This is a genomic window from Paenibacillus sp. FSL K6-2862 (assembly GCF_038005125.1).
Taxonomy (GTDB): Bacteria; Bacillota; Bacilli; order Paenibacillales; family Paenibacillaceae; genus Paenibacillus; species Paenibacillus illinoisensis_A.
The window spans coordinates 5,805,606-5,824,955 of the sequence record NZ_JBBOSN010000001.1 but is presented as its reverse complement, the minus strand read 5'-3'; the positions used below and the strand labels follow the sequence as shown (position 1 = coordinate 5,824,955).

General features: G+C 45.6%; 32 protein-coding genes. 30 read left to right on the top strand and 2 right to left on the bottom strand.

Annotated features, from left to right (window positions below):
- Positions 1-2 precede the first annotated feature (2 nt).
- The 29 genes from rplP (at position 3) to MHB82_RS26375 (ending at position 16,699) form a co-directional block, all read left to right on the top strand.
- A complete protein-coding gene (rplP, locus tag MHB82_RS26515; protein WP_017692082.1) occupies positions 3-437 on the top strand; it encodes a 50S ribosomal protein L16 in 435 nt (144 codons plus the stop codon).
- Positions 427-624, top strand: a complete 198-nt coding sequence (rpmC, locus tag MHB82_RS26510; protein ID WP_017692083.1) for a 50S ribosomal protein L29 — start codon at positions 427-429, stop codon at positions 622-624. Before rplP ends, rpmC begins: the two co-directional genes overlap by 11 nt.
- A gap of 48 nt (positions 625-672) precedes the next feature.
- Positions 673-939 carry a 30S ribosomal protein S17 gene (gene rpsQ, locus MHB82_RS26505; protein ID WP_056697701.1) on the top strand — a complete coding sequence of 89 codons (267 nt, stop codon included), beginning with the start codon at positions 673-675 and terminating at the stop codon, positions 937-939.
- 35 nt (positions 940-974) lie between these two features.
- On the top strand, positions 975-1,343 hold the full coding sequence (rplN, locus tag MHB82_RS26500; RefSeq protein ID WP_090905289.1) for a 50S ribosomal protein L14: 369 nt from the start codon (positions 975-977) through the stop codon (positions 1,341-1,343).
- A 41-nt stretch (positions 1,344-1,384) separates the two neighbouring features.
- Positions 1,385-1,738 (top strand): 50S ribosomal protein L24, encoded by a 354-nt coding sequence (gene rplX, locus MHB82_RS26495; RefSeq protein ID WP_024633578.1) that lies wholly within the window; start codon positions 1,385-1,387, stop codon positions 1,736-1,738.
- Positions 1,739-1,770: 32 nt separating this feature from the next.
- Entirely contained in the window at positions 1,771-2,313 is a 543-nt protein-coding gene (gene rplE / locus MHB82_RS26490; RefSeq protein ID WP_095293414.1) for a 50S ribosomal protein L5, read from the top strand.
- Between the two features lie 74 nt (positions 2,314-2,387).
- Positions 2,388-2,573, top strand: coding sequence for a type Z 30S ribosomal protein S14 (locus tag MHB82_RS26485; RefSeq protein ID WP_095362279.1), 186 nt, complete (start codon positions 2,388-2,390; stop codon positions 2,571-2,573).
- Between the two features lie 32 nt (positions 2,574-2,605).
- A complete protein-coding gene (rpsH, locus tag MHB82_RS26480; protein WP_095293413.1) occupies positions 2,606-3,004 on the top strand; it encodes a 30S ribosomal protein S8 in 399 nt (132 codons plus the stop codon).
- Positions 3,005-3,034: 30 nt separating this feature from the next.
- Positions 3,035-3,577: a 50S ribosomal protein L6 gene (gene rplF / locus MHB82_RS26475; RefSeq protein ID WP_017692089.1), complete on the top strand. Its 543-nt coding sequence runs from the start codon at positions 3,035-3,037 to the stop codon at positions 3,575-3,577.
- Positions 3,578-3,694: 117 nt separating this feature from the next.
- Positions 3,695-4,063 (top strand): 50S ribosomal protein L18, encoded by a 369-nt coding sequence (rplR, locus tag MHB82_RS26470; RefSeq protein WP_095293412.1) that lies wholly within the window; start codon positions 3,695-3,697, stop codon positions 4,061-4,063.
- 27 nt (positions 4,064-4,090) lie between these two features.
- Entirely contained in the window at positions 4,091-4,588 is a 498-nt protein-coding gene (gene rpsE, locus MHB82_RS26465; protein ID WP_017692091.1) for a 30S ribosomal protein S5, read from the top strand.
- 12 nt (positions 4,589-4,600) lie between these two features.
- On the top strand, positions 4,601-4,786 hold the full coding sequence (rpmD, locus tag MHB82_RS26460) for a 50S ribosomal protein L30 (RefSeq protein WP_017692092.1): 186 nt from the start codon (positions 4,601-4,603) through the stop codon (positions 4,784-4,786).
- A gap of 42 nt (positions 4,787-4,828) precedes the next feature.
- Complete coding sequence (rplO, locus tag MHB82_RS26455; protein WP_095293411.1) at positions 4,829-5,269, top strand: 50S ribosomal protein L15; 441 nt, start codon at positions 4,829-4,831, stop codon at positions 5,267-5,269.
- The gene (secY, locus tag MHB82_RS26450; protein ID WP_095293410.1) at positions 5,269-6,567 is read left to right on the top strand and encodes a preprotein translocase subunit SecY; all 1,299 of its coding nucleotides are present in this window, start codon (positions 5,269-5,271) and stop codon (positions 6,565-6,567) included. Before rplO ends, secY begins: the two co-directional genes overlap by 1 nt.
- Positions 6,568-6,657: 90 nt before the next feature.
- A complete protein-coding gene (locus tag MHB82_RS26445) occupies positions 6,658-7,302 on the top strand; it encodes an adenylate kinase (RefSeq protein WP_341176225.1) in 645 nt (214 codons plus the stop codon).
- A gap of 4 nt (positions 7,303-7,306) precedes the next feature.
- Positions 7,307-8,059: a type I methionyl aminopeptidase gene (map, locus tag MHB82_RS26440; RefSeq protein ID WP_095293408.1), complete on the top strand. Its 753-nt coding sequence runs from the start codon at positions 7,307-7,309 to the stop codon at positions 8,057-8,059.
- A 10-nt stretch (positions 8,060-8,069) separates the two neighbouring features.
- Positions 8,070-8,378: a KOW domain-containing RNA-binding protein gene (locus MHB82_RS26435; protein ID WP_095362278.1), complete on the top strand. Its 309-nt coding sequence runs from the start codon at positions 8,070-8,072 to the stop codon at positions 8,376-8,378.
- A gap of 3 nt (positions 8,379-8,381) precedes the next feature.
- On the top strand, positions 8,382-8,597 hold the full coding sequence (gene infA, locus MHB82_RS26430) for a translation initiation factor IF-1 (protein ID WP_017692098.1): 216 nt from the start codon (positions 8,382-8,384) through the stop codon (positions 8,595-8,597).
- 150 nt (positions 8,598-8,747) lie between these two features.
- Positions 8,748-8,861: a 50S ribosomal protein L36 gene (gene rpmJ / locus MHB82_RS26425; protein WP_003333770.1), complete on the top strand. Its 114-nt coding sequence runs from the start codon at positions 8,748-8,750 to the stop codon at positions 8,859-8,861.
- 20 nt (positions 8,862-8,881) lie between these two features.
- On the top strand, positions 8,882-9,250 hold the full coding sequence (gene rpsM / locus MHB82_RS26420) for a 30S ribosomal protein S13 (RefSeq protein ID WP_095293406.1): 369 nt from the start codon (positions 8,882-8,884) through the stop codon (positions 9,248-9,250).
- 19 nt (positions 9,251-9,269) lie between these two features.
- Positions 9,270-9,665, top strand: a complete 396-nt coding sequence (rpsK, locus tag MHB82_RS26415; RefSeq protein ID WP_017692100.1) for a 30S ribosomal protein S11 — start codon at positions 9,270-9,272, stop codon at positions 9,663-9,665.
- Between the two features lie 136 nt (positions 9,666-9,801).
- Positions 9,802-10,746, top strand: a complete 945-nt coding sequence (locus MHB82_RS26410) for a DNA-directed RNA polymerase subunit alpha (RefSeq protein ID WP_341176224.1) — start codon at positions 9,802-9,804, stop codon at positions 10,744-10,746.
- Positions 10,747-10,780: 34 nt separating this feature from the next.
- Positions 10,781-11,146 carry a 50S ribosomal protein L17 gene (rplQ, locus tag MHB82_RS26405; protein WP_017692102.1) on the top strand — a complete coding sequence of 122 codons (366 nt, stop codon included), beginning with the start codon at positions 10,781-10,783 and terminating at the stop codon, positions 11,144-11,146.
- Between the two features lie 158 nt (positions 11,147-11,304).
- Entirely contained in the window at positions 11,305-12,078 is a 774-nt protein-coding gene (gene truA, locus MHB82_RS26400) for a tRNA pseudouridine(38-40) synthase TruA (protein WP_183527021.1), read from the top strand.
- 204 nt (positions 12,079-12,282) lie between these two features.
- Positions 12,283-12,720: a 50S ribosomal protein L13 gene (gene rplM / locus MHB82_RS26395; RefSeq protein ID WP_095293404.1), complete on the top strand. Its 438-nt coding sequence runs from the start codon at positions 12,283-12,285 to the stop codon at positions 12,718-12,720.
- A 19-nt stretch (positions 12,721-12,739) separates the two neighbouring features.
- Positions 12,740-13,132: a 30S ribosomal protein S9 gene (gene rpsI, locus MHB82_RS26390; protein WP_056697740.1), complete on the top strand. Its 393-nt coding sequence runs from the start codon at positions 12,740-12,742 to the stop codon at positions 13,130-13,132.
- Positions 13,133-13,755: 623 nt separating this feature from the next.
- Entirely contained in the window at positions 13,756-14,448 is a 693-nt protein-coding gene (locus MHB82_RS26385) for a phosphoadenylyl-sulfate reductase (protein WP_095362276.1), read from the top strand.
- Positions 14,449-14,763: 315 nt separating this feature from the next.
- The gene (gene cwlD / locus MHB82_RS26380) at positions 14,764-15,519 is read left to right on the top strand and encodes an N-acetylmuramoyl-L-alanine amidase CwlD (protein ID WP_095293402.1); all 756 of its coding nucleotides are present in this window, start codon (positions 14,764-14,766) and stop codon (positions 15,517-15,519) included.
- A 79-nt stretch (positions 15,520-15,598) separates the two neighbouring features.
- On the top strand, positions 15,599-16,699 hold the full coding sequence (locus MHB82_RS26375; protein ID WP_095362275.1) for an Mrp/NBP35 family ATP-binding protein: 1,101 nt from the start codon (positions 15,599-15,601) through the stop codon (positions 16,697-16,699).
- A gap of 129 nt (positions 16,700-16,828) precedes the next feature.
- Here MHB82_RS26375 and gerD read toward each other — a convergent pair whose 3' ends face one another.
- The gene (gerD, locus tag MHB82_RS26370) at positions 16,829-17,599 is read right to left on the bottom strand and encodes a spore germination lipoprotein GerD (RefSeq protein WP_341176223.1); all 771 of its coding nucleotides are present in this window, start codon (positions 17,597-17,599) and stop codon (positions 16,829-16,831) included.
- Between the two features lie 125 nt (positions 17,600-17,724).
- Between gerD and MHB82_RS26365 the strand changes: the two genes are divergently transcribed.
- The gene (locus MHB82_RS26365; RefSeq protein ID WP_341176222.1) at positions 17,725-18,342 is read left to right on the top strand and encodes a KinB-signaling pathway activation protein; all 618 of its coding nucleotides are present in this window, start codon (positions 17,725-17,727) and stop codon (positions 18,340-18,342) included.
- Between the two features lie 140 nt (positions 18,343-18,482).
- On the opposite strand, the gene pdaB is transcribed toward MHB82_RS26365, so the two are convergent.
- A complete protein-coding gene (gene pdaB, locus MHB82_RS26360) occupies positions 18,483-19,259 on the bottom strand; it encodes a polysaccharide deacetylase family sporulation protein PdaB (RefSeq protein ID WP_110756607.1) in 777 nt (258 codons plus the stop codon).
- Between the last annotated feature and the right edge of the window lie 91 nt (positions 19,260-19,350).

The window sequence follows — 19,350 nt, the reverse complement described above, 5'->3', positions numbered from 1 at the left end:
TCATGTTGGTACCAAAACGTGTAAAACACCGTAAGCAACAACGTGGACATATGAAAGGCCAAGCAAAAGGCGGAACTACGCTGAACTTTGGCGAATACGGTCTGCAAGCTACGGAACCGGCTTGGATTACGAACCGTCAAATTGAAGCGGCTCGTATTGCGATGACTCGTTACATCAAACGTGGTGGTAAAGTCTGGATCAAAATTTTCCCTGACAAACCAATCACTCAAAAGCCTCTCGAGGTTCGGATGGGTAGCGGTAAAGGTAACGTAGAAAAATGGGTTGCAGTTGTGAAACCAGGTAAGATCATGTTTGAACTTGCTGGTGTACCGGAGGAGATTGCACGCGAAGCAATGCGTCTTGCCGCTCACAAACTGCCAATCAAAACGAAGTTCGTGAAACGTGAAGAATTGGGTGGTGAAGCAAATGAAAGCTAGTGAATTTCGCAACCTAACCTCTGCTGAAATCGAGCAAAAGATTGCCGGATTTAAAGAAGAACTCTTTAACCTCCGCTTTCAACTCGCTACCGGTCAGCTGGATAACCCGACTCGAATCCGTGATGTGCGGAAAGAAATAGCTCGTGCTAAAACCATCATTCGTGAAAGAGAACTGGGTATCGGTTAATTAGAGGTCGGATATACATTCCGTCCGTAATCAGGAAGGAGGCCAACAATGAGCGAAGAACGTAACGCACGTAAAGTGCAAACTGGTAAAGTTGTTAGCGATAAAATGGATAAAACGATTGTTGTTGCTGTAGAAACTTACAAAAACCATAAGTTGTACCATAAACGCATCAAGGTTACTAAAAAGTTCAAAGCGCATGACGAAGAAAACACTGCGAAAATCGGTGACACGGTGAAAATCATGGAGACTCGTCCGCTTTCGAAAGATAAACGCTGGAGACTTACTGAAGTCGTAGAAAAAGCGGTTATCATCTAATGCATTATCAGCATAGCTGGAAGGAGGAATACTAAATGATTCAACCATTTACACGTTTGGCTGTAGCCGACAACTCCGGTGCGAAGGAACTGATGTGTATCCGCGTACTCGGCGGTACGGGACGTCGTACAGCACAAATCGGTGATCTGATCGTTTGTTCTGTAAAACAAGCAACACCAGGCGGCGTTGTCAAAAAAGGTGATGTAGTTAGAGCGGTTGTCGTTCGTACGAAACGTTCTGTACGTCGTAAAGACGGTTCCTACATCGGTTTTGATGAAAATGCAGCTGTTGTTGTAAAAGACGACAGAAGCCCACGTGGAACACGTATTTTCGGACCTGTTGCTCGTGAACTTCGCGAGAAAGACTTCATGAAAATCGTTTCCTTGGCCCCAGAGGTTATCTAATAGATTAAGCTCGTGATGTTTAGAAACAGGAGGTGTACGAAATGCCAAGAGTGAAAAAAGTTCTGGAATCCCATAACAACAAACTTCACGTTAAAAAGGAAGATACGGTTATGGTGATCAGCGGTAAAGACAAAGGTAAAAAAGGCCGTGTCATCGCTGCTTATCCTCGTGAGAACCGCGTCCTTGTGGAAGGTGTTAACATGATTAAAAAACACCAGAAGCCTAACCAGCAAAATCCGCAAGGCGGCATTATCGAGAAGGAAGCTCCGATTCACGTTTCCAACGTGATGCACATCGATCCAAAGAGCGGAAAAGTAACCCGTGTTGGTTACAAAGTGTTGGATAACGGAAAGAAAGTGCGCGTTGCTAAACGTTCCGGAGAAATTATCGACTAATTGAACCGAATGAGAAAGGAGGGCTATGATTCATGGCATCAAGAATGAAAGAACGTTACCTGCAAGAAATCGCTCCTGGTTTGATGCAGAAGTTTAACTATACAACGGTAATGCAAGTGCCTAAAATCGAGAAAATCGTTATCAACATGGGTGTGGGCGACGCTGTCCAAAACTCCAAAGTGTTGGATTCCGCAGTAAACGATTTGCAACTGATCGCGGGTCAAAAACCTGTAATCACTCGTGCTAAGAAATCTATCGCAGGTTTCAAACTGCGTGAGAACATGCCTATCGGTGTGAAAGTTACATTGCGCGGCGAGCGTATGTACTACTTCCTCGATAAATTGTTCAACGTTACATTGCCTCGTGTCCGCGACTTCCGCGGTGTATCGAGCAAAGCGTTCGACGGACGTGGTAACTACACACTGGGTCTGAAAGAACAATTGATCTTCCCAGAGATCGAGTACGATAAAGTAGACAAAGTCCGCGGTATGGACATTGTTATTGTAACAACGGCGAAAACAGACGAAGAGTCCCGTGAGTTGCTCACGCAACTGGGAATGCCTTTCGTAAAATAAAGTTGGCATAACGTTTCCGGGTGTCTGGAAGGACTCCCTTTTCTCCGAAATTATTTAGGAGGTGTCAGGCTAAAGTGGCAAAAACTTCGATGAAAGTTAAACAACAACGTACACCAAAGTTTAAAGTGCGTTCTTATACACGCTGTGAGCGTTGCGGACGTCCACATTCGGTGCTGCAAAAGTTCAAAATTTGCAGAATTTGCTTCCGTGAATTAGCTTATAAAGGCCAGATTCCTGGCGTGAAAAAAGCAAGCTGGTAAAAAGTCCTGAACGGGAAGGAGGTTAACTCACAATGACTATGTCTGATCCAATTGCAGATATGCTTACTCGTATTCGTAACGCGAACACTGTTCGTCACGAAACAGTAGAAATGCCTGCTTCGACAATGAAAAAACAAATCGCCGATATCCTGAAGCGTGAAGGTTTCATCCGTGACGCTGAAGTTATCGATGATAACAAACAAGGGATTATCCGTGTTTTCCTGAAATACGGTCAAAATAACGAGCGCGTTATCACTGGTCTGAAAAGAATCAGTAAACCGGGTCTTCGTGTTTACACGAAAAGCAACGAAGTACCTCGTGTACTTGGTGGCCTGGGTATCGCGATCATCTCGACATCCAAAGGTGTTATGACGGACAAAGAAGCTCGTCAATCGAAATCCGGCGGAGAAGTCGTTTGCTACGTTTGGTAATATAACGTCACAAGATAGGAGGTGCAACATATGTCTCGTATTGGTCGCAAACCAATTACAGTACCAAGTGGTGTGGACATCACACTGGACAACACCGTTATTACGGTAAAAGGACCAAAAGGAACTCTGACTCGTGAACTTCATAAAGACATGAAGGTTACAGTTGAGAACAACGAAATTACAGTTGTGCGTCCTTCCGATAACAAAACTCACCGTTCTTTGCACGGCACAACGCGTAGCGTTGTAAACAACATGGTGAGCGGCGTTACTGAAGGATTCGCAAAATCTCTGGAGTTGGTTGGGGTCGGATATCGTGCAAGCAAATCCGGAGATAAAATCGTTCTGAACGTTGGATACTCTCACCCGGTTGAAATTACACCGGAAGCGGGAATTGAATTCGAAGTACCTTCGAATACAAAAATCATCGTTCGCGGGATCGACAAAGAGCGCGTAGGTGCTTACGCTGCTAAAATCCGTTCCGTTCGTGAACCTGAGCCGTACAAAGGTAAAGGTATTAAATATGAAGGCGAGCGTATCATCCGTAAGGAAGGTAAAGCCGGTAAGAAGAAATAAGATTTCTCTTACCGCCTTTGCGCGGCTTTCGGCTTGCTTGCTTCGTGTGTTTCTAATATACCCCGTGGCTTCCGGTTTGAAGCCAGCGAGGTAACCTGAAAGGAGTGAATCCCTGAGATGATTACGAAACAAGATAAAAACAAGGCTCGTCTGAAAAGACACCTGCGTGTTCGTAAGAAAATCCAAGGAACGGCAGCACGTCCTCGTTTGAACGTATTCCGTTCTGGTAAACATATGTACGCTCAAATTATCGATGACGTAGCTGGTGTAACGATCGCTTCCGCGTCTACTGTAGACAAAGAACTGAGCAGCGACATCAAAAACGGTGCTTCTGTTGAGTCAGCTCGTAAAGTTGGCGAACTCGTTGCAAAACGTGCGAAAGACAAAGGCGTTTCTAACATCGTATTTGACCGTAGCGGATATCTGTACCATGGTCGTATCGCAGCATTGGCTGAAGCGGCTCGTGAAGCAGGACTTGAGTTTTAAGATATTTTTCAAAAGGAGGTTAACGACTTGCGTGTAGATCCGAATACTTTGGAACTGACTGAAAGAGTTGTAAATATTAATCGCGTAGCTAAAGTAGTAAAAGGCGGACGCCGTTTCAGCTTTAGCGCACTGGTTGTAGTCGGCGACGGCAACGGCTGGGTTGGAGCTGGTATCGGTAAAGCGGGCGAAGTACCTGATGCAATTCGCAAAGGTATTGAAGATGCTAAGAAAAACCTTGTACACGTTCCACTCGTAGGAACATCGATTCCTCACTTGGTAACAGGTAAGTTCGGCGCAGGACGCGTTCTGTTGAAACCAGCATCTGAAGGTACTGGTGTTATCGCTGGTGGTCCTGTACGTGCGGTTCTTGAACTTGCTGGTGTAGGTGACATTTTGACAAAATCTCTGGGTTCTTCGAATTCCATGAACATGGTCAATGCGACTTTGGAAGGTTTGTCCCGTTTGAAGCGTGCTGAAGACGTGGCTAAACTGCGCGGAAAATCCGTCGAAGAGCTTCTGGGTTAAGGAGGGAATCTCATGGCTAAATTGGAAATTACCCTCGTCCGCAGCTTGATCGGACGTCCGGAGACGCAAAGAACAACTGTGAAAACATTGGGCTTGCGCAAAATCAACAGCAAAGTGGTTCAAAACGATAATCCAGCCATTCGTGGTATGATTAACAAAGTAAGTCACTTGGTTGCTGTTAAAGAAGTAGAAGCTTAATACGGGATATTCCCATAAATCTTTAAGGAGGTGCAACGAACGATGAAGTTACATGAGCTTTCCCCAGCTCCTGGATCCCGCAAAGAGCGTAAACGTCTTGGTCGCGGTCCAAGTAGTGGTACGGGTAAAACATCAGGTCGCGGTCACAAAGGACAAAACGCTCGTTCCGGCGGTGGTGTACGTCCGGGCTTCGAAGGTGGACAAAATCCATTGTATCGTCGCTTGCCAAAACGTGGTTTCGTAAACCCAACTCGCAAGGAATATGCGGTTGTGAATATTGAAGACCTGAACAGTTTTGCTGCGGGTACTGAAGTAACTCCAGAATTCTTGATGACGAACGGCGTAGTTAAAAACGCTAAATCCGGAATCAAGATCCTGGGTAACGGTGAAGTCACTGTGAAGCTGACTGTTAAAGCTAACAAGTTTTCTCAATCTGCGGTGGAGAAAATTGAAGCTGCCGGCGGTACAACCGAGGTGATTTAATGTTCAAGACCCTAAAGAATATCTGGCGGGTTGAAGATCTGCGCAAAAGGGTATTATTTACCCTTTTTGTACTGATCATTTACCGCATCGGATCCTTCGTTCCAGTACCTGGAGTAAACAAAGAGGTTTTCGAAGCGACAAATTCTGCGGGTAAAGAAGTTTTTGGACTTCTCAATACGTTCTCGGGTGGAGCACTGTTCCAGTTCTCGATCTTTGCACTCGGGATCGTACCTTACATCACTGCGTCTATCATAGTACAGTTGCTTTCCATGGACGTTATCCCTAAGTTAGCGGAATGGGCTAAGCAAGGTGAACAAGGTAAGAAAAAATCAGCTCAGCTGACTCGTTATTTAACGATCGGTCTGGCATTGATTCAAGCGTTTGGTACGTCGATCGGATTCAACCGCTTGTACAATACAGAGATGGTGCCTAACGCCACTTTTGCTGACTATATCTTGATCGCGATTGTACTTACGGCCGGTACTTCATTCCTGATGTGGCTTGGTGAGCAGATCACCGAGAAGGGCATAGGAAACGGAATTTCGATTTTGATCTTTGCGGGTATCCTCTCAACGGTGCCTAACATTATCAAACAGACAATCGAGTCCGACTTCATTCAACCTGATCAGTTGTTCATGAACATCCTTAAAGGTGTAATCGTCGCAATTGTTATTGTGTTGATTATCATCGGTGTCATTTACATTCAGCAGGCGATTCGGAAAATTCCTGTACAGTACGCGAAACGCGTCGTAGGTAACAAAATGTACGGTGGACAGAATACACATATCCCGCTGAAGATTAACGCAGCAGGTGTTATCCCTGTCATCTTTGCTTCATCTCTGTTGATGTTCCCAACGATTATCGCCAACTTCTGGGCTGATCGTTTATGGGCACAGTGGATCGGACAAAATCTGACTACTCACAAACCTCTGGGTATGTTATTGTATGTCGTGATGATCTTCGGTTTCACTTTCTTCTATACTTTCGTACAGATGAATCCACAGCAGATGGCTGATAATATGAAAAAGAACGGCGGTTACATCCCAGGCATTCGCCCGGGTAAAGCAACCGAGAAATATCTGACCCGTGTCATGACTCGTTTGACAATGGCCGGCGCCATCTTCTTGGCAGTCATTTCCGTTCTGCCTGTATTCTTAGGGGCACTTTCTGGTTTGCCTCAATCGGCGCAAATTGGAGGAACGTCTCTCCTGATCGTTATCGGTGTTGCGCTCGATACCATGAAGCAAATCGAAAGCCAATTGATCAAACGCCACTACAAAGGTTTTATCAATAAATAGGCAATAGGTACCGGTCAAGCTAAGATTTACTTGCCGGCACCTATTGTGCTGTTTGTTGATGTAGGGTAGTCTTGGAGGGAGTGACATAACGTGAACATCCTATTCATGGGCCCTCCGGGGGCAGGAAAAGGAACGCAAGCAGACGTCATCGTGAAAGAGTTCGGTATTCCCCACATTTCAACAGGCGATGCATTTCGTCTGGCGATTAAGCAGGGAACTCCCATTGGCCTGAAAGCCAAGGAATATATGGATCAAGGATTGCTTGTACCAGATGATGTAACCATCGGCATCGTTGAAGAACGGTTGCAGCAGCCTGACTGCAGAGAAGGATTCCTCTTGGATGGCTTTCCAAGAACCCTGTCTCAAGCAGAAGCGCTTGATGGCATCCTGGACCGACTGAACTCAGGTCTCGATCATGTAATCAACCTGAAAGTGGACCGCGACAAATTGCTGGCTCGTTTGACGGGTCGTCGCATTTGCAAAAACTGTGGCGCCACTTATCATGTCGTATTCAATCCGCCTAAGCAGGAAGGTATTTGTGATAAATGCGGCGGCGAGTTGTACCAACGTTCTGATGATAACGAAGAGAGCGTAGGAACCCGTCTCGACGAATATATCAACAAAACAGCACCACTCCTCACGTTTTATGAGAACAAAGATCTTCTTCGTCAAATGAACGGAGAACAGGATATTGATCAAGTCTCTCAAGAGATCGTGTCCTTACTGCGAGGTTAATTGAATGATCATTGGTAAGTCCGAAACGGAACTGGGCTTGATGAGGGAAGCAGGGAGAATAGTTGCGGAAACGCATCGTCTCCTGGCAGAGCATATCGCTCCCGGTATTACGACTGGAGAACTTGACCATATGGCCGATCAATATATCCGCAGTCAAGGAGCTGTGCCGTCTTTCAAAGGTTATAACGGTTTTCCTGCCAGTGTGTGCGCTTCAGTAAATGAAGAGTTGGTGCATGGATTTCCCGGCAAACGCAAGTTGAACGAGGGCGATATCGTTACGTTTGACATTGGCGCGCAGTACCAGGGGTATCATGGGGATTCTGCCTGGACTTATCCGGTCGGCCGTATTTCCGAAGAAGCCCGTCGTCTTCTGGACGTTACCGAGGCTTCGTTATACGCAGGTCTGGCGCTGGTTAAACCGGACATTCGCTTGTTTACTATATCTCATGCGATTCAGAAATATATTGAGGATGCAGGTTTTTCGGTAGTTCGGGAATATGTCGGTCACGGCATAGGAGCGGATCTGCACGAAGAACCCCAAATTCCGAACTATGGTCTTCCTGATCGGGGACCACGGCTTAAAGCGGGCATGGTGCTGGCCATAGAGCCGATGGTTAACGTAGGTAGCCGGTATGTGAAAACGTTGGAAGATAACTGGACTGTCGTTACTGTTGACGGATCGTTATGTGCCCACTTTGAACACACCGTAGCAGTTACACCAGATGGCATGGAAATTTTCACAAAACTGAATGCGTAGGTGATGAGGCATGAATAATCAGTCTAATCCGCAGCTCGGTCAACTTGTGAAGATCCGTAAAGGCCGCAATGCGGACCAAGCCGCGGTAATTGTTGCTATAGCGGACAGTAGGTTCGTGTATATAGCGGATGGAGACAAACGTAAGTTTGATCAACCCAAGAAGAAGAATATTCTTCATCTGGAGCTCCAGCCGATGATCAGCAGCGAGGTTGTAAACAGTTTAAACGAGAGTGGTCGGGTGACAAACGGAAAGCTCCGCTATGCGGTTCATTCGTTTCTGGAATCCACCAACATTCAAACTGAAGAGAAAGGAGACTGACTAATGGCCAAGGAAGATGTCATTGAAGTGGAAGGCACGGTTCTTGAACCGCTGCCGAATGCAACATTCAAGGTTGAGCTTGAGAACGGTCATCAAATTCTCGCTCACGTTTCCGGAAAGCTGCGGATGCACTTTATCCGTATCCTGACTGGTGACAAAGTAGTTGTTCAGTTATCGCCTTATGATCTGACAAAAGGACGTATAACTTACCGTAAATAGTAGTAGACAGTTGCAATGAACTGTGAAGCTTGAAGCGGGTTTTGCCCGGCAAAACTTGCGAAAGCTTCGAAGCCGGTTTTACAATGGTAAAACGAGGTCAATGCTTACGAAGAGAGTTTTGCTAAGCAGAACTTTGAGGAGGTAATTCACATGAAGGTAAGACCTTCGGTCAAACCGATTTGCGAAAAATGCAAAGTCATTCGCCGCAAAGGGAATGTTATGGTTATCTGTGAAAATCCGAAACACAAACAAAAACAAGGTTAATGAAGGGGGTGTAGCGTAAAATGGCACGTATAGCTGGTGTGGATTTGCCACGTGATAAGCGCGTTGAGATCGCCTTGACTTATATTTTCGGAATCGGTAAAACGACTTCCCAGAAAATTCTGAGCTCTACAGGCATCAATCCGGACACTCGTGTTCGTGATTTGACGGAAGATGAAGTCAGCAAATTGCGTGAAAGTATCGACAAAGAGGTCAAAGTTGAAGGTGACCTGCGTCGTGAAATCTCTTTGAATATTAAACGTTTGACGGAGATCGGTTGTTACCGTGGAGTTCGTCATCGTCGTGGTCTGCCTGTTCGTGGACAACGTACGAAAACGAATGCTCGTACTCGTAAAGGTCCTCGTCGTACAGTAGCGAACAAGAAGAAATAATAAGGGGGGATAAGAGAAAATGGCTAAACCGAAAAAAGTCGTACGTACTAAACGTCGTGACCGTAAAAATATTGAATCTGGCGTGGCACATATCCGTTCCACTTTCAATAACACTATCGTTACCATTACGGATCCTCACGGAAACGCAATTTCGTGGGCAAGCTCCGGCGGCCTCGGATTCAGAGGTTCCCGTAAATCGACTCCGTTTGCTGCACAAATGGCTGCTGAGACTGCTGCCAAAGCTGCAATGGAACATGGGATGAAAGCCGTTGAGGTTATGGTTAAAGGACCAGGCGCAGGCCGTGAAGCAGCGATCCGCTCTTTGCAAGCTGCAGGTCTGGAAGTTAACCTGATCAAAGACGTAACTCCAGTCCCGCACAACGGATGCCGTCCTCCAAAACGTCGTCGTGTCTAATGAGATTTGCCCCTGCGTGTGGTATAAATCCAGCACAATCTGCTAATAATGGTTGTTTAGGCATACTACTACATGTTTTCGCAAGAGAAGGTAAATGTTTCATAGAGGACCGACGTTTTGAAGGAGGGGTATTGCAGTGATTGAAATCGAAAAGCCGAAAATTGAGACGGTAGACGTCAACGATGATGGCACCTATGGGAAATTCGTAGTAGAACCGCTGGAGCGCGGATACGGAACGACGCTTGGAAACTCGCTTCGCCGAATCTTGCTCTCGTCACTGCCGGGTGCGGCAGTGTCTTCGGTTCAAATCGATGGCGTTCTGCATGAATTTGCTACAGTTCCTGGCGTAATGGAAGATGTAACGGAGGTTATTCTTAACCTGAAAGCTTTGTCGCTTAAAATTCATTCTGATGAGGAGAAAGTGCTCGAGATTGATGCTGAAGGCGAAGGAGCAATCACGGCTGGAGATATCCGTGCTGATTCCGATGTGGAAATCCTTAACCCGGATCTGCACATCGCTACGCTCGGACCAGGTTCGAGACTTCACATGCGTATTTTTGCCAATCGCGGTCGCGGCTACGTCCAGGCAGATCGGAATAAACGCGATGACCAGCCGATCGGCGTCATCCCAGTCGATTCCATCTTCACCCCGATCAGCCGCGTTAACTACGCTGTGGAAAATACGCGTGTTGGCCAAGTAACCAACTATGACAAGCTCACGTTGGAAATTTGGACAGACGGAAGTATTCGTCCTGAAGAGGCTGTAAGCCTCGGCGCTAAAATTTTGACCGAGCATTTGATGCTCTTCGTGGGTCTTACAGACGAAGCGAAAGATGCTGAGATCATGGTCGAAAAAGAAGAAGACAAAAAAGAAAAAGTACTCGAAATGACGATTGAAGAGCTGGATCTCTCTGTTCGTTCCTACAACTGCCTGAAACGTGCCGGTATTAATACCGTGCAAGAGCTGACTACGAAAACGGAAGAAGACATGATGAAAGTCCGTAACCTCGGACGCAAGTCTTTGGAAGAAGTTCAAGAGAAGCTCGAAGAATTGGGTCTGGGACTCCGTACAGAAGAATAGACAGCTGAGTGCTTGAAGTGAAGGAGGGAAAACAATGGCATACCAAAAGTTGGGCCGTAATTCCAGCGCGCGTAAAGCTTTGTTCCGTGACCTGGTAACCGACCTGTTCTTGTACGAGCGCATTCAGACAACTGAAGCGAAAGCAAAAGAGGTTCGCTCTATTGCTGAAAAACTGATCACTAAAGCGAAAAAGGGAGATCTTCATGCCCGTCGCCAAGTGGCAGCTTATGTTCGCCGCGAAACTATCGATGGTGAGCAAGATGCAATCCAAAAACTGTTTAGCGAATTGTCCGGTCGTTACGCTGAGCGTCCAGGTGGATACACTCGTATCCTTAAACTGGGACCTCGTCGTGGTGACGCAGCGCCTATGGTTTACTTGGAACTGGTTGACCGCGCGTAAAACAGATGAGATGAGGAAAGGGGACAGAGTCGTTGATTCTGGATTAACCCTTTTTTTCACTTCATTTCGGAATTCGTGCTGTAATAGAAGCTCCGGAAGGGGCTTCTTTTGCTGTTCGGGGTAGGGTATGTATAGTATGGAACAAAGGTGTGGTAATGATGCGCAACTTGTGCATGACGCTTGCTTATGATGGCACTGCTTATTATGGCTTCCAGGTACAGCCGGGGGGGAATACCATTCAGGATCATCTTGAAGATGCCATTCGTGCATTGACAGGTGAGACGGTAAAGATAACGGGGTCAGGTAGAACTGATGCGGGTGTTCATGCTCGCAGGCAGATCTTCAACTTTGCTACCGAATCTCAAATCCCGATTGAACGATGGTGTATAGCACTTAATTCTAGATTACCCTCTGATATTGTTGTTATTGATGCGATAGAGGTACCGCTTGAGTTTCATTCTCGCTATGCAGCGAAAACGAAGACGTACCGCTATACGATCAATGCAAATCAATTTCCGGATGTATTCAACAGAAGACTGCAATATCATCATCATGCCAGGTTGGACATAACTGCAATGCAGGAGGGGCTTCGTCATTTTATTGGTACGTATGATTTCACCTCCTTTGCTTCTCGCAAGTCTCAGAAAGACAATCATATACGTTCGGTATACGACGCATGGATAGAGGTTGACCGTTCAATGTGCAGAGATCATCCGCGCGATCAGGGAGTCATTCATATTTATGTGAGCGGCAACGGCTTTTTGCAGCATATGGTTCGCATTATTGTAGGTACACTGCTGGAGATCGGAGAGGGCAAACGGAAAGCCTCTGATGTACCGAATATGATTGCCGCATGTAATCGCTCTGCTGCAGGACCAACTGCGGTAAGTTGCGGTTTAATGCTCTGGGATCTTGAATACAAAAAAGATTAAATTTGGTGAGTGAAAAGTTTAATTAACACTTGCGATTTAACCTCCTATCATGTAATATAAAAGTTGTGTTTTCTTAATGGCTTTCCCACAGCCCCAATTAAGAGGGTCACATCGCAACAACTATCCATCAACACCTAAAGTTATCACTTAATGAACGAAGATAAATGAAAATGAGATTTTGAACATTTTAAGGAGGAACTTTTCATGCGTACAACGTACATGGCGAAGCCTAACGAAGTTGAGCGCCAATGGCACATCATTGATGCCGAAGGCAAAACGCTCGGACGTTTGGCGAGCGAAGCAGCTGCTTTGATCCGCGGCAAACACAAGCCACAATTTACTCCACATGTGGACACTGGCGATTTCGTAGTTATCATCAATGCGGAGAAAATCGTATTGACTGGTAAAAAAATGCAAGATAAGAAATACTACCGTCACTCGATGCACCCAGGTGGTTTGAAAGTAACTACTGCAGAAGATATGGTTAAAAACAAACCGGAACGTATGTTGGAATTGGCTGTTCGCGGTATGCTTCCTAAAACTCGCATGGGCGAAAAAATGAAGCTGAGACTTAAAGCGTACAGAGGCACTGAGCATCCACATGCAGCACAAAAACCAGAAGTTTACGAACTTCGCGGTTAATTAAAAGGAGGACAGTTTCATGGCACAAGTACAATACTATGGGACAGGTCGTCGTAAACATTCGGTAGCTCGTGTTCGCCTTGTACCGGGTGAAGGACGCATTGTCATCAACAAACGTGATATTAATGAATACTTCGGTTTGGAAACACTCAAACTGATCGTAAAACAACCACTGACTTTGACAGAAACGCTTAGCAACTATGACGTTTTGGTTATCGCTCATGGTGGCGGAATCTCCGGTCAAGCTGGAGCAATCCGTCATGGTATCTCCCGCGCACTGCTCAAAGCAGATCCGGAATACCGTGCTTCCCTGAAAAAAGCAGGATTCCTGACTCGTGACCCACGGATGAAAGAACGTAAAAAATACGGTCTCAAAGCCGCTCGTCGCGCTCCTCAGTTCTCCAAACGTTAATATGTATTACAAGCCTCTGGCCTCGGCGCCAGAGGCTTTTTGTTTTCTATAAAACATGGATTAGTTATTCCAATAGGATGGCGCGGATAGATTGTCATATGTATGTGATCTAACATGGCTTATTTCTCATTTTAAATTTGGCTGAAGATAGATCATTCCGGACAGGTTAAGCGAGATCACAATCATCAGTTTTCCTTATGAATTCAATAAAAGTCACTTACATATAAGCACGAAGAATTAAAGATTTTTCATGCTCTGCTGATACTCTATGCATCTCATATTTGGTTTTTAGCTTGAGTATTATCATTACGAAGTGTAGTACAGTTTAATCCAAATAACCCAGTAGGGATAAAGGATTCCACGATTAGCATAGCGAATTGGACTCTAACACCTTCTAGCCTGCTTAAGTTAATTGCAATGGATTCATTTGAAGAGAATCTAAAGAGAATCTAAGTGTTCACAAAATGATTGGTAATCCACTCACAAAAATGGGCTGCAAATGAATCATTTTACCATGTGGCAGGCCATTGACATCCCCCCTGAAAGATTTATACTATACATAATTCATATTAGATTGGTCGGCATTAAAGTTTTCGGGAAAAGCAGAATGGGGGAAATTCAGAATGAACTTGTTGGAAAAAGAAGAACTTGCTCGGGTGAAAGCAGAAGAATTGGAAAACGCAAGCCCTGAGGATATTATCCGTTACGCTGTTGAGACATTCCCAAATATCACTTTTGCATGCAGCTTTGGTGCGGAAGATGTTGTACTTGTAGATATGCTGCAGAAGATCAGTCCATCTACGGATGTTTTTTATCTCGACACTGATTTTCATTTCAAGGAAACGTATGAGACACGTGATCTTATGAAAGAGAAATACAATTTGGATTTTGTGCGTGTCTCTCCTAAAATTACACCAGAAGAGCAGGCGGCCCAACATGGAGAGGAATTGTGGAAATCGGATCCTAATGCTTGCTGTAATATTCGCAAGGTTGAGCCGCTGACACGTATTCTTTCCAAGTATGATGCATGGATCACGGGAATACGCAGAGATCAAGCACCGACTCGTGCTAATGCGAAGAAGGTGGAATACGATACGAAGTTTGGACTTATGAAATTTAATCCGATCGCTCATTGGACTTCTGAGGACGTGTGGGACTATATTCGGGCGAATAACGTTGTATATAACCCTCTCCATGATCAGAACTATCCGAGCATTGGTTGTGAACATTGCACCCGTCAAGTTATGCCAGGTGAAGATCCGCGCGCAGGACGATGGTCCGGTAATGATAAAACAGAATGTGGACTTCATAAATAAAGTATTCAAAATAGCGGGAACATCCTTTAGACCTTACATCATAGCTTTGAGCATATCTCTATCGAACCACCACTATGAAGAGAAATTAGGGAGCTGACAAAACGACATCGCTTCTGCCTCTATGACGTTATCCGGTGCAAAAGTGCGTGGTCTGCTCCGTGATGGAGAGTGCCTGTGACCATAATTCACTCGTTCTGAGGCAGCTGTGGTGCTGATTGAGGGAATGGCGGAGCAAGTCCGCTCCTAACGGTATATTTGTCCATCTTGTCCCATATAGATGATTAGAGTCATTTATAGGGACGAGGTGGTTTTTTTATGCGTAAAAATATGGGGAAGCATTTTGTGGTATGGATCCGGTTGCGTACAGTAAAGCGTGTGCTGCTAAGCCTCTGTCTACTTGCGATGTTGGTGGCTGTGGTGACGTATGAACTCCCTTCATCCAAGACGTCCGGATATTGGGGGCTGCCGCTAGCGGGCAAAGTCATCGCGATCGATGCAGGGCATGGTGGACCAGACGGGGGGGCTGTGAGCAAGCAGGGGGTCATTGAGAAGGATATCAATTTGTCGATTGCTTTGTATGTACGGGACTATCTGCAGCAAGCTGGAGCACTGGTGGTCATGACACGAGAGATTGATACAGATCTTGCAGAGGCAGATACCAGAGGATATTCCAAACGGAAGACAGAAGATCTCAAGCAGAGAGTAAGACGAATTGAAGACAAGCAGGCAGATCTGTTTATCAGCATTCACATGAACAGTGTCCCTTCGAACCGCTGGAGTGGTGCACAGGTCTTTTATACACCCAACCACCCGGACAATGAAGGATTAGCCAATCTGTTGCAGCAAGAAATGATCCGTAATCTTGAAAATACAGATCGAATTGCGAAAACGGTAAATACCGTATATCTGCTTCAAGCATTGAAAATCCCGTCTGCGCTCGTAGAAGTCGGTTTCTTATCTCATCCGGATGAGGCACGTCTTCTTGCGGATGAAGCATATCAGCGTAAAGTAGCCGCTTCCATCTATAATGGAATCTTGAGGTATTCCTCGGGGGAACGTCCCAAAAGTTAGTTACAAAGGGAAGGAGAATGTTATAATTAACACAGCATACCTAATTACATGCCAATAGATAAAGCTGAGGTGCTGTCTGATGATATCAAAAGAACAGATACTTGAACTATTGCAACCTTTACAGGAACCACAATTGGGAGTGAGTCTGACCGAGCTTCAATGGATTCGTGATGTCATGGTAAAAGAAAATCATGTGGCACTGACCATTGTTACATTGGACAATCAGACTGAGGATACAACTGCTCTTAGTGACGCTGCACGTAACCTATTGTCTCAACATGGGATTCAGGATGTACATATACGCCTGCGTGCAGCATCAGAACATGAACGAGAGAGTGTGAATGCAGGACAACCTGGGAATGAGCAGAATGACGAAGAAGTGCTTGTAAAAGGCCACGCAGCAGGTCTGGATGGTCATGAGTTATTAAGCCCTGAATCGGGTGTTCGCTATATTGCAGTAGCAAGTGGCAAAGGTGGGGTAGGTAAATCTACAGTCACAGTGAATCTGGCTGCTGCCCTCGCTCGGCAAGGTAAAAAGGTTGGATTAATTGATGCGGACATCTATGGTTTCAGTGTACCTGATATGATGGGGATTGAAGAATACCCTGTTGTAGAGGATGGAATCATTCAGCCGGTCGAGCGTTTTGGTGTGAAAGTGATGTCGATGGGATTTTTCATTCGTGAAAATAACCCTGTGATCTGGCGTGGTCCCATGTTGGGTCGCATGCTGCGTCAGTTCTTTACAGATGTAAATTGGGGAGAACTGGACTACATGCTGCTTGATTTGCCTCCAGGCACAGGTGACGTAGCCCTGGACGTGCATCAAATGCTGCCACAGAGTAAGGAGATCATTGTGACAACGCCTCACGCAACAGCAGCATTTGTAGCCGCGAGAGCGGGTGCAATGGCGATTCAGACCGAGCATGAGCTGCTGGGTGTGGTAGAGAACATGGCTTATTACGAATGTGGCAAATGTGGAGAGAAAGACTATGTCTTTGGTCGTGGGGGCGGTGGACGTCTTGCGGAAAGTCTGCACACAGAGCTGCTCGCACAGATTCCTCTCGGTTCACCGGACAATCATCCATCAGAGCCTGATTTCTCGCCATCTGTATATAAGGCTGATACACGCATCGGTGCCATATACGATGAAGTAGCGCAGGCAATTGAGACTAAGTTTTAGCATATTGAACAAAATCACCACAACATCAAAAAGCCTGCATCCATCGGATGCGGGCTTTTATAACGTATAACATGGTTCTGTTCCTGAAATCAGGATTAACTGTATATCAACTATATCCCTCGACAGGGATTATGATCCTCCGCCACTTCCGGAGTCACCACCACTACCCCCATCGCCGCTGTCGCCGCCGCCACTTCCACCTTCTTGGCCGCCGCCTTCTTGCTGTCCACCTTGTTCCTGCCCACCAGATTCAACTTTGGGCTGTAGTTCTTCCTGTACTACTTTTTTGAGCAAAGTCAGTACTTCCATCCGAAACAGCGGATTCTGCATGACTTCCTGCATGACGGTCATGGTCTGTTTACGATACTCTGGGGTTTTGGTCATGTCCATAAACATTTTGGACACTTCCGGTGATTTCATGATATCCCCAACCGATTTCTGATAAGTGGGATCTTTGATTAACTGCATATGAAGCTGCTTGCTTTGCGAGTTAATGGCTTTGGCAAATTCACTTGCAAATTGTGGATCTGTCATGATTTTCTCGAATTCCTTTTGGTACTCGGGAGCCGTGATGGTATCTTTAACAGCAATACGTATTTGTTCTGAAGATTGCATGGGCATTAACATTTTCATACCGATGGTTCCAGACCCGCCACCCGATCCGCCGCCACTTTGTTCGGAATCTCCACCTTCGCCGCCACCCCCGGAGGAACTTTGGCCAGTTAGAGCTTCTTCGACAGCCTTCTTGCCCTCATCACTTTTCAGAATATCCACGACCATCGTTTTCATCTCTTTATAACTGCCCTGAGGAGGCGAAGAATTCTGATCTGAACCGCAGCCGGCAAGCATGACGGATAGCCCCAATACAGCGCAGCTTAGCTGCCACAAAGGCCGTTTCATGTGCATAACCCCTCCTTGATTAGATACTGCATGTAGTATGTGATGGGCAAGCACTAAATATGTTGAATGGTGATGGTTTTTTGCTGAGAAGGTTGGTAAAATAAACTCTCGGGGGTGGAAAACATTTGAATTTACGTAAATGGTTTTTCCTATTTTGGACAGCCTTACTTATCGGAGCAGCCGGATCGCTAGTAACAGGTCTCATTATGATGCTGTTGAACGGGGAGAGAACGAACGGAATTATCGATTTTCTGCTGTATCTCCTGATTTTATTTGGATCAGGGGTGATGATTAGTGTGTATTCTCAGATGGGTTTTTTCGCTTACTTGATACTGAATTATATGGGTAAAGGTGTATTTCCGAAACGCGGATGGCAGATCGTTCAGCTTGTTTTGACCGTGCTCGCTTTACTTGACGTCATGTTTTTGCGTTTGTTTGTCGGAGGCGGACGAGAACGTTTATCCGACATCGTACTTGGAATCATCATTTTGGCAGCTGCAATTGTTACCGCTTACGTGAAAGTGAAAAAGACACATATTTCGGCAATGATCCCAACGCTCTTTTTCATGATTGCAGTAACCGTGGTGGAGACGATCGGTGTGCTCCGAATCGATGTAAATGCTGCTACCACCTTTATTGTGGTCCCGTTGCTGGCATGTAATGCATACCAAATGCTAATATTACATAAGCTGGTGGATGGATCTGCAGAGAAGGCAGTGAGTGGGAGAACGGAGCAAGCATAAGGAAGACCGCTATTGAGAATTTTTTAATAAAACGCGAAAAAAGAGCTAACCTGGTTAGCTCTTTTCATTTATGCTGTCAATGTGATGCCAAACCTTCAGAATGGAATATAAGGTATAGTTTAACGTAAATCTTCTGAGTGTTATTGAGCACTGGCTTGATCCCGGACTTCTGTACCTTTGGCACTGGAATGATTCAGCAGTTCGGAGACTGTTACGAATTCATACCCCTGGTTTCTTAATTTATCGATAATGACTGGCAGTGCTTCATGAGTTTGTTTGGAAGAATCACTCGCATGTAGAAGTACGATATCTCCAGGGTGCGCTTTGCTGACTACCCGATCTACGATGGTTTGTACACCTGGATTCTTCCAATCCTGTGAGTCGGTATCCCATTGAACGACCTGGTAGTTAAGACTGCTGGCTACTTGAAGTACGCGTTTGTCAAAATCCCCATTGGGCAGACGAAGCAGATTCGGTTCTTTTCCCGTTAAATCGGTTAAAATGCTATGAGCTGTCGAAATTTCCTTGCGAATTTCTTCTTCGGTCATGCTGCTGTAATTATCGTGCTTATGTCCGTGGCTTCCAATTTCGTATCCCGCTTCCTTGATGGAGGTTACAATCTCGGGGTGTGTCTTGCTCCAAGGGGAGGATAAGAAGAAGGTAGCCTTCTCTACTTTGTTATCCTGCAGCACTTTAAGGATTGGTTCCGTACGCTTATCGCCCCAGCTAATATCAAATGTGAGAGCAATTACTTTTTTCTCTGTTGGTACGTTGTAGACAGCCGACGGTGCATCCTCCGAGAATACTGAAACATTGCCGCTTTCCAGATAAATAATCCCGATAGCAAAGACGGCAGCAGCCAGCACAATCAGGAAACGTTTAATCTTTTTGCCGCTAAATACATAGAACGAGTTCATTTCAATAAGCGCCCCTCTCCCATAAGAAATGCTTGTTTACTCTCCAATGTATGCTCGTACAGCGCAGTTATTCGCATGAGAAATTTGTTTG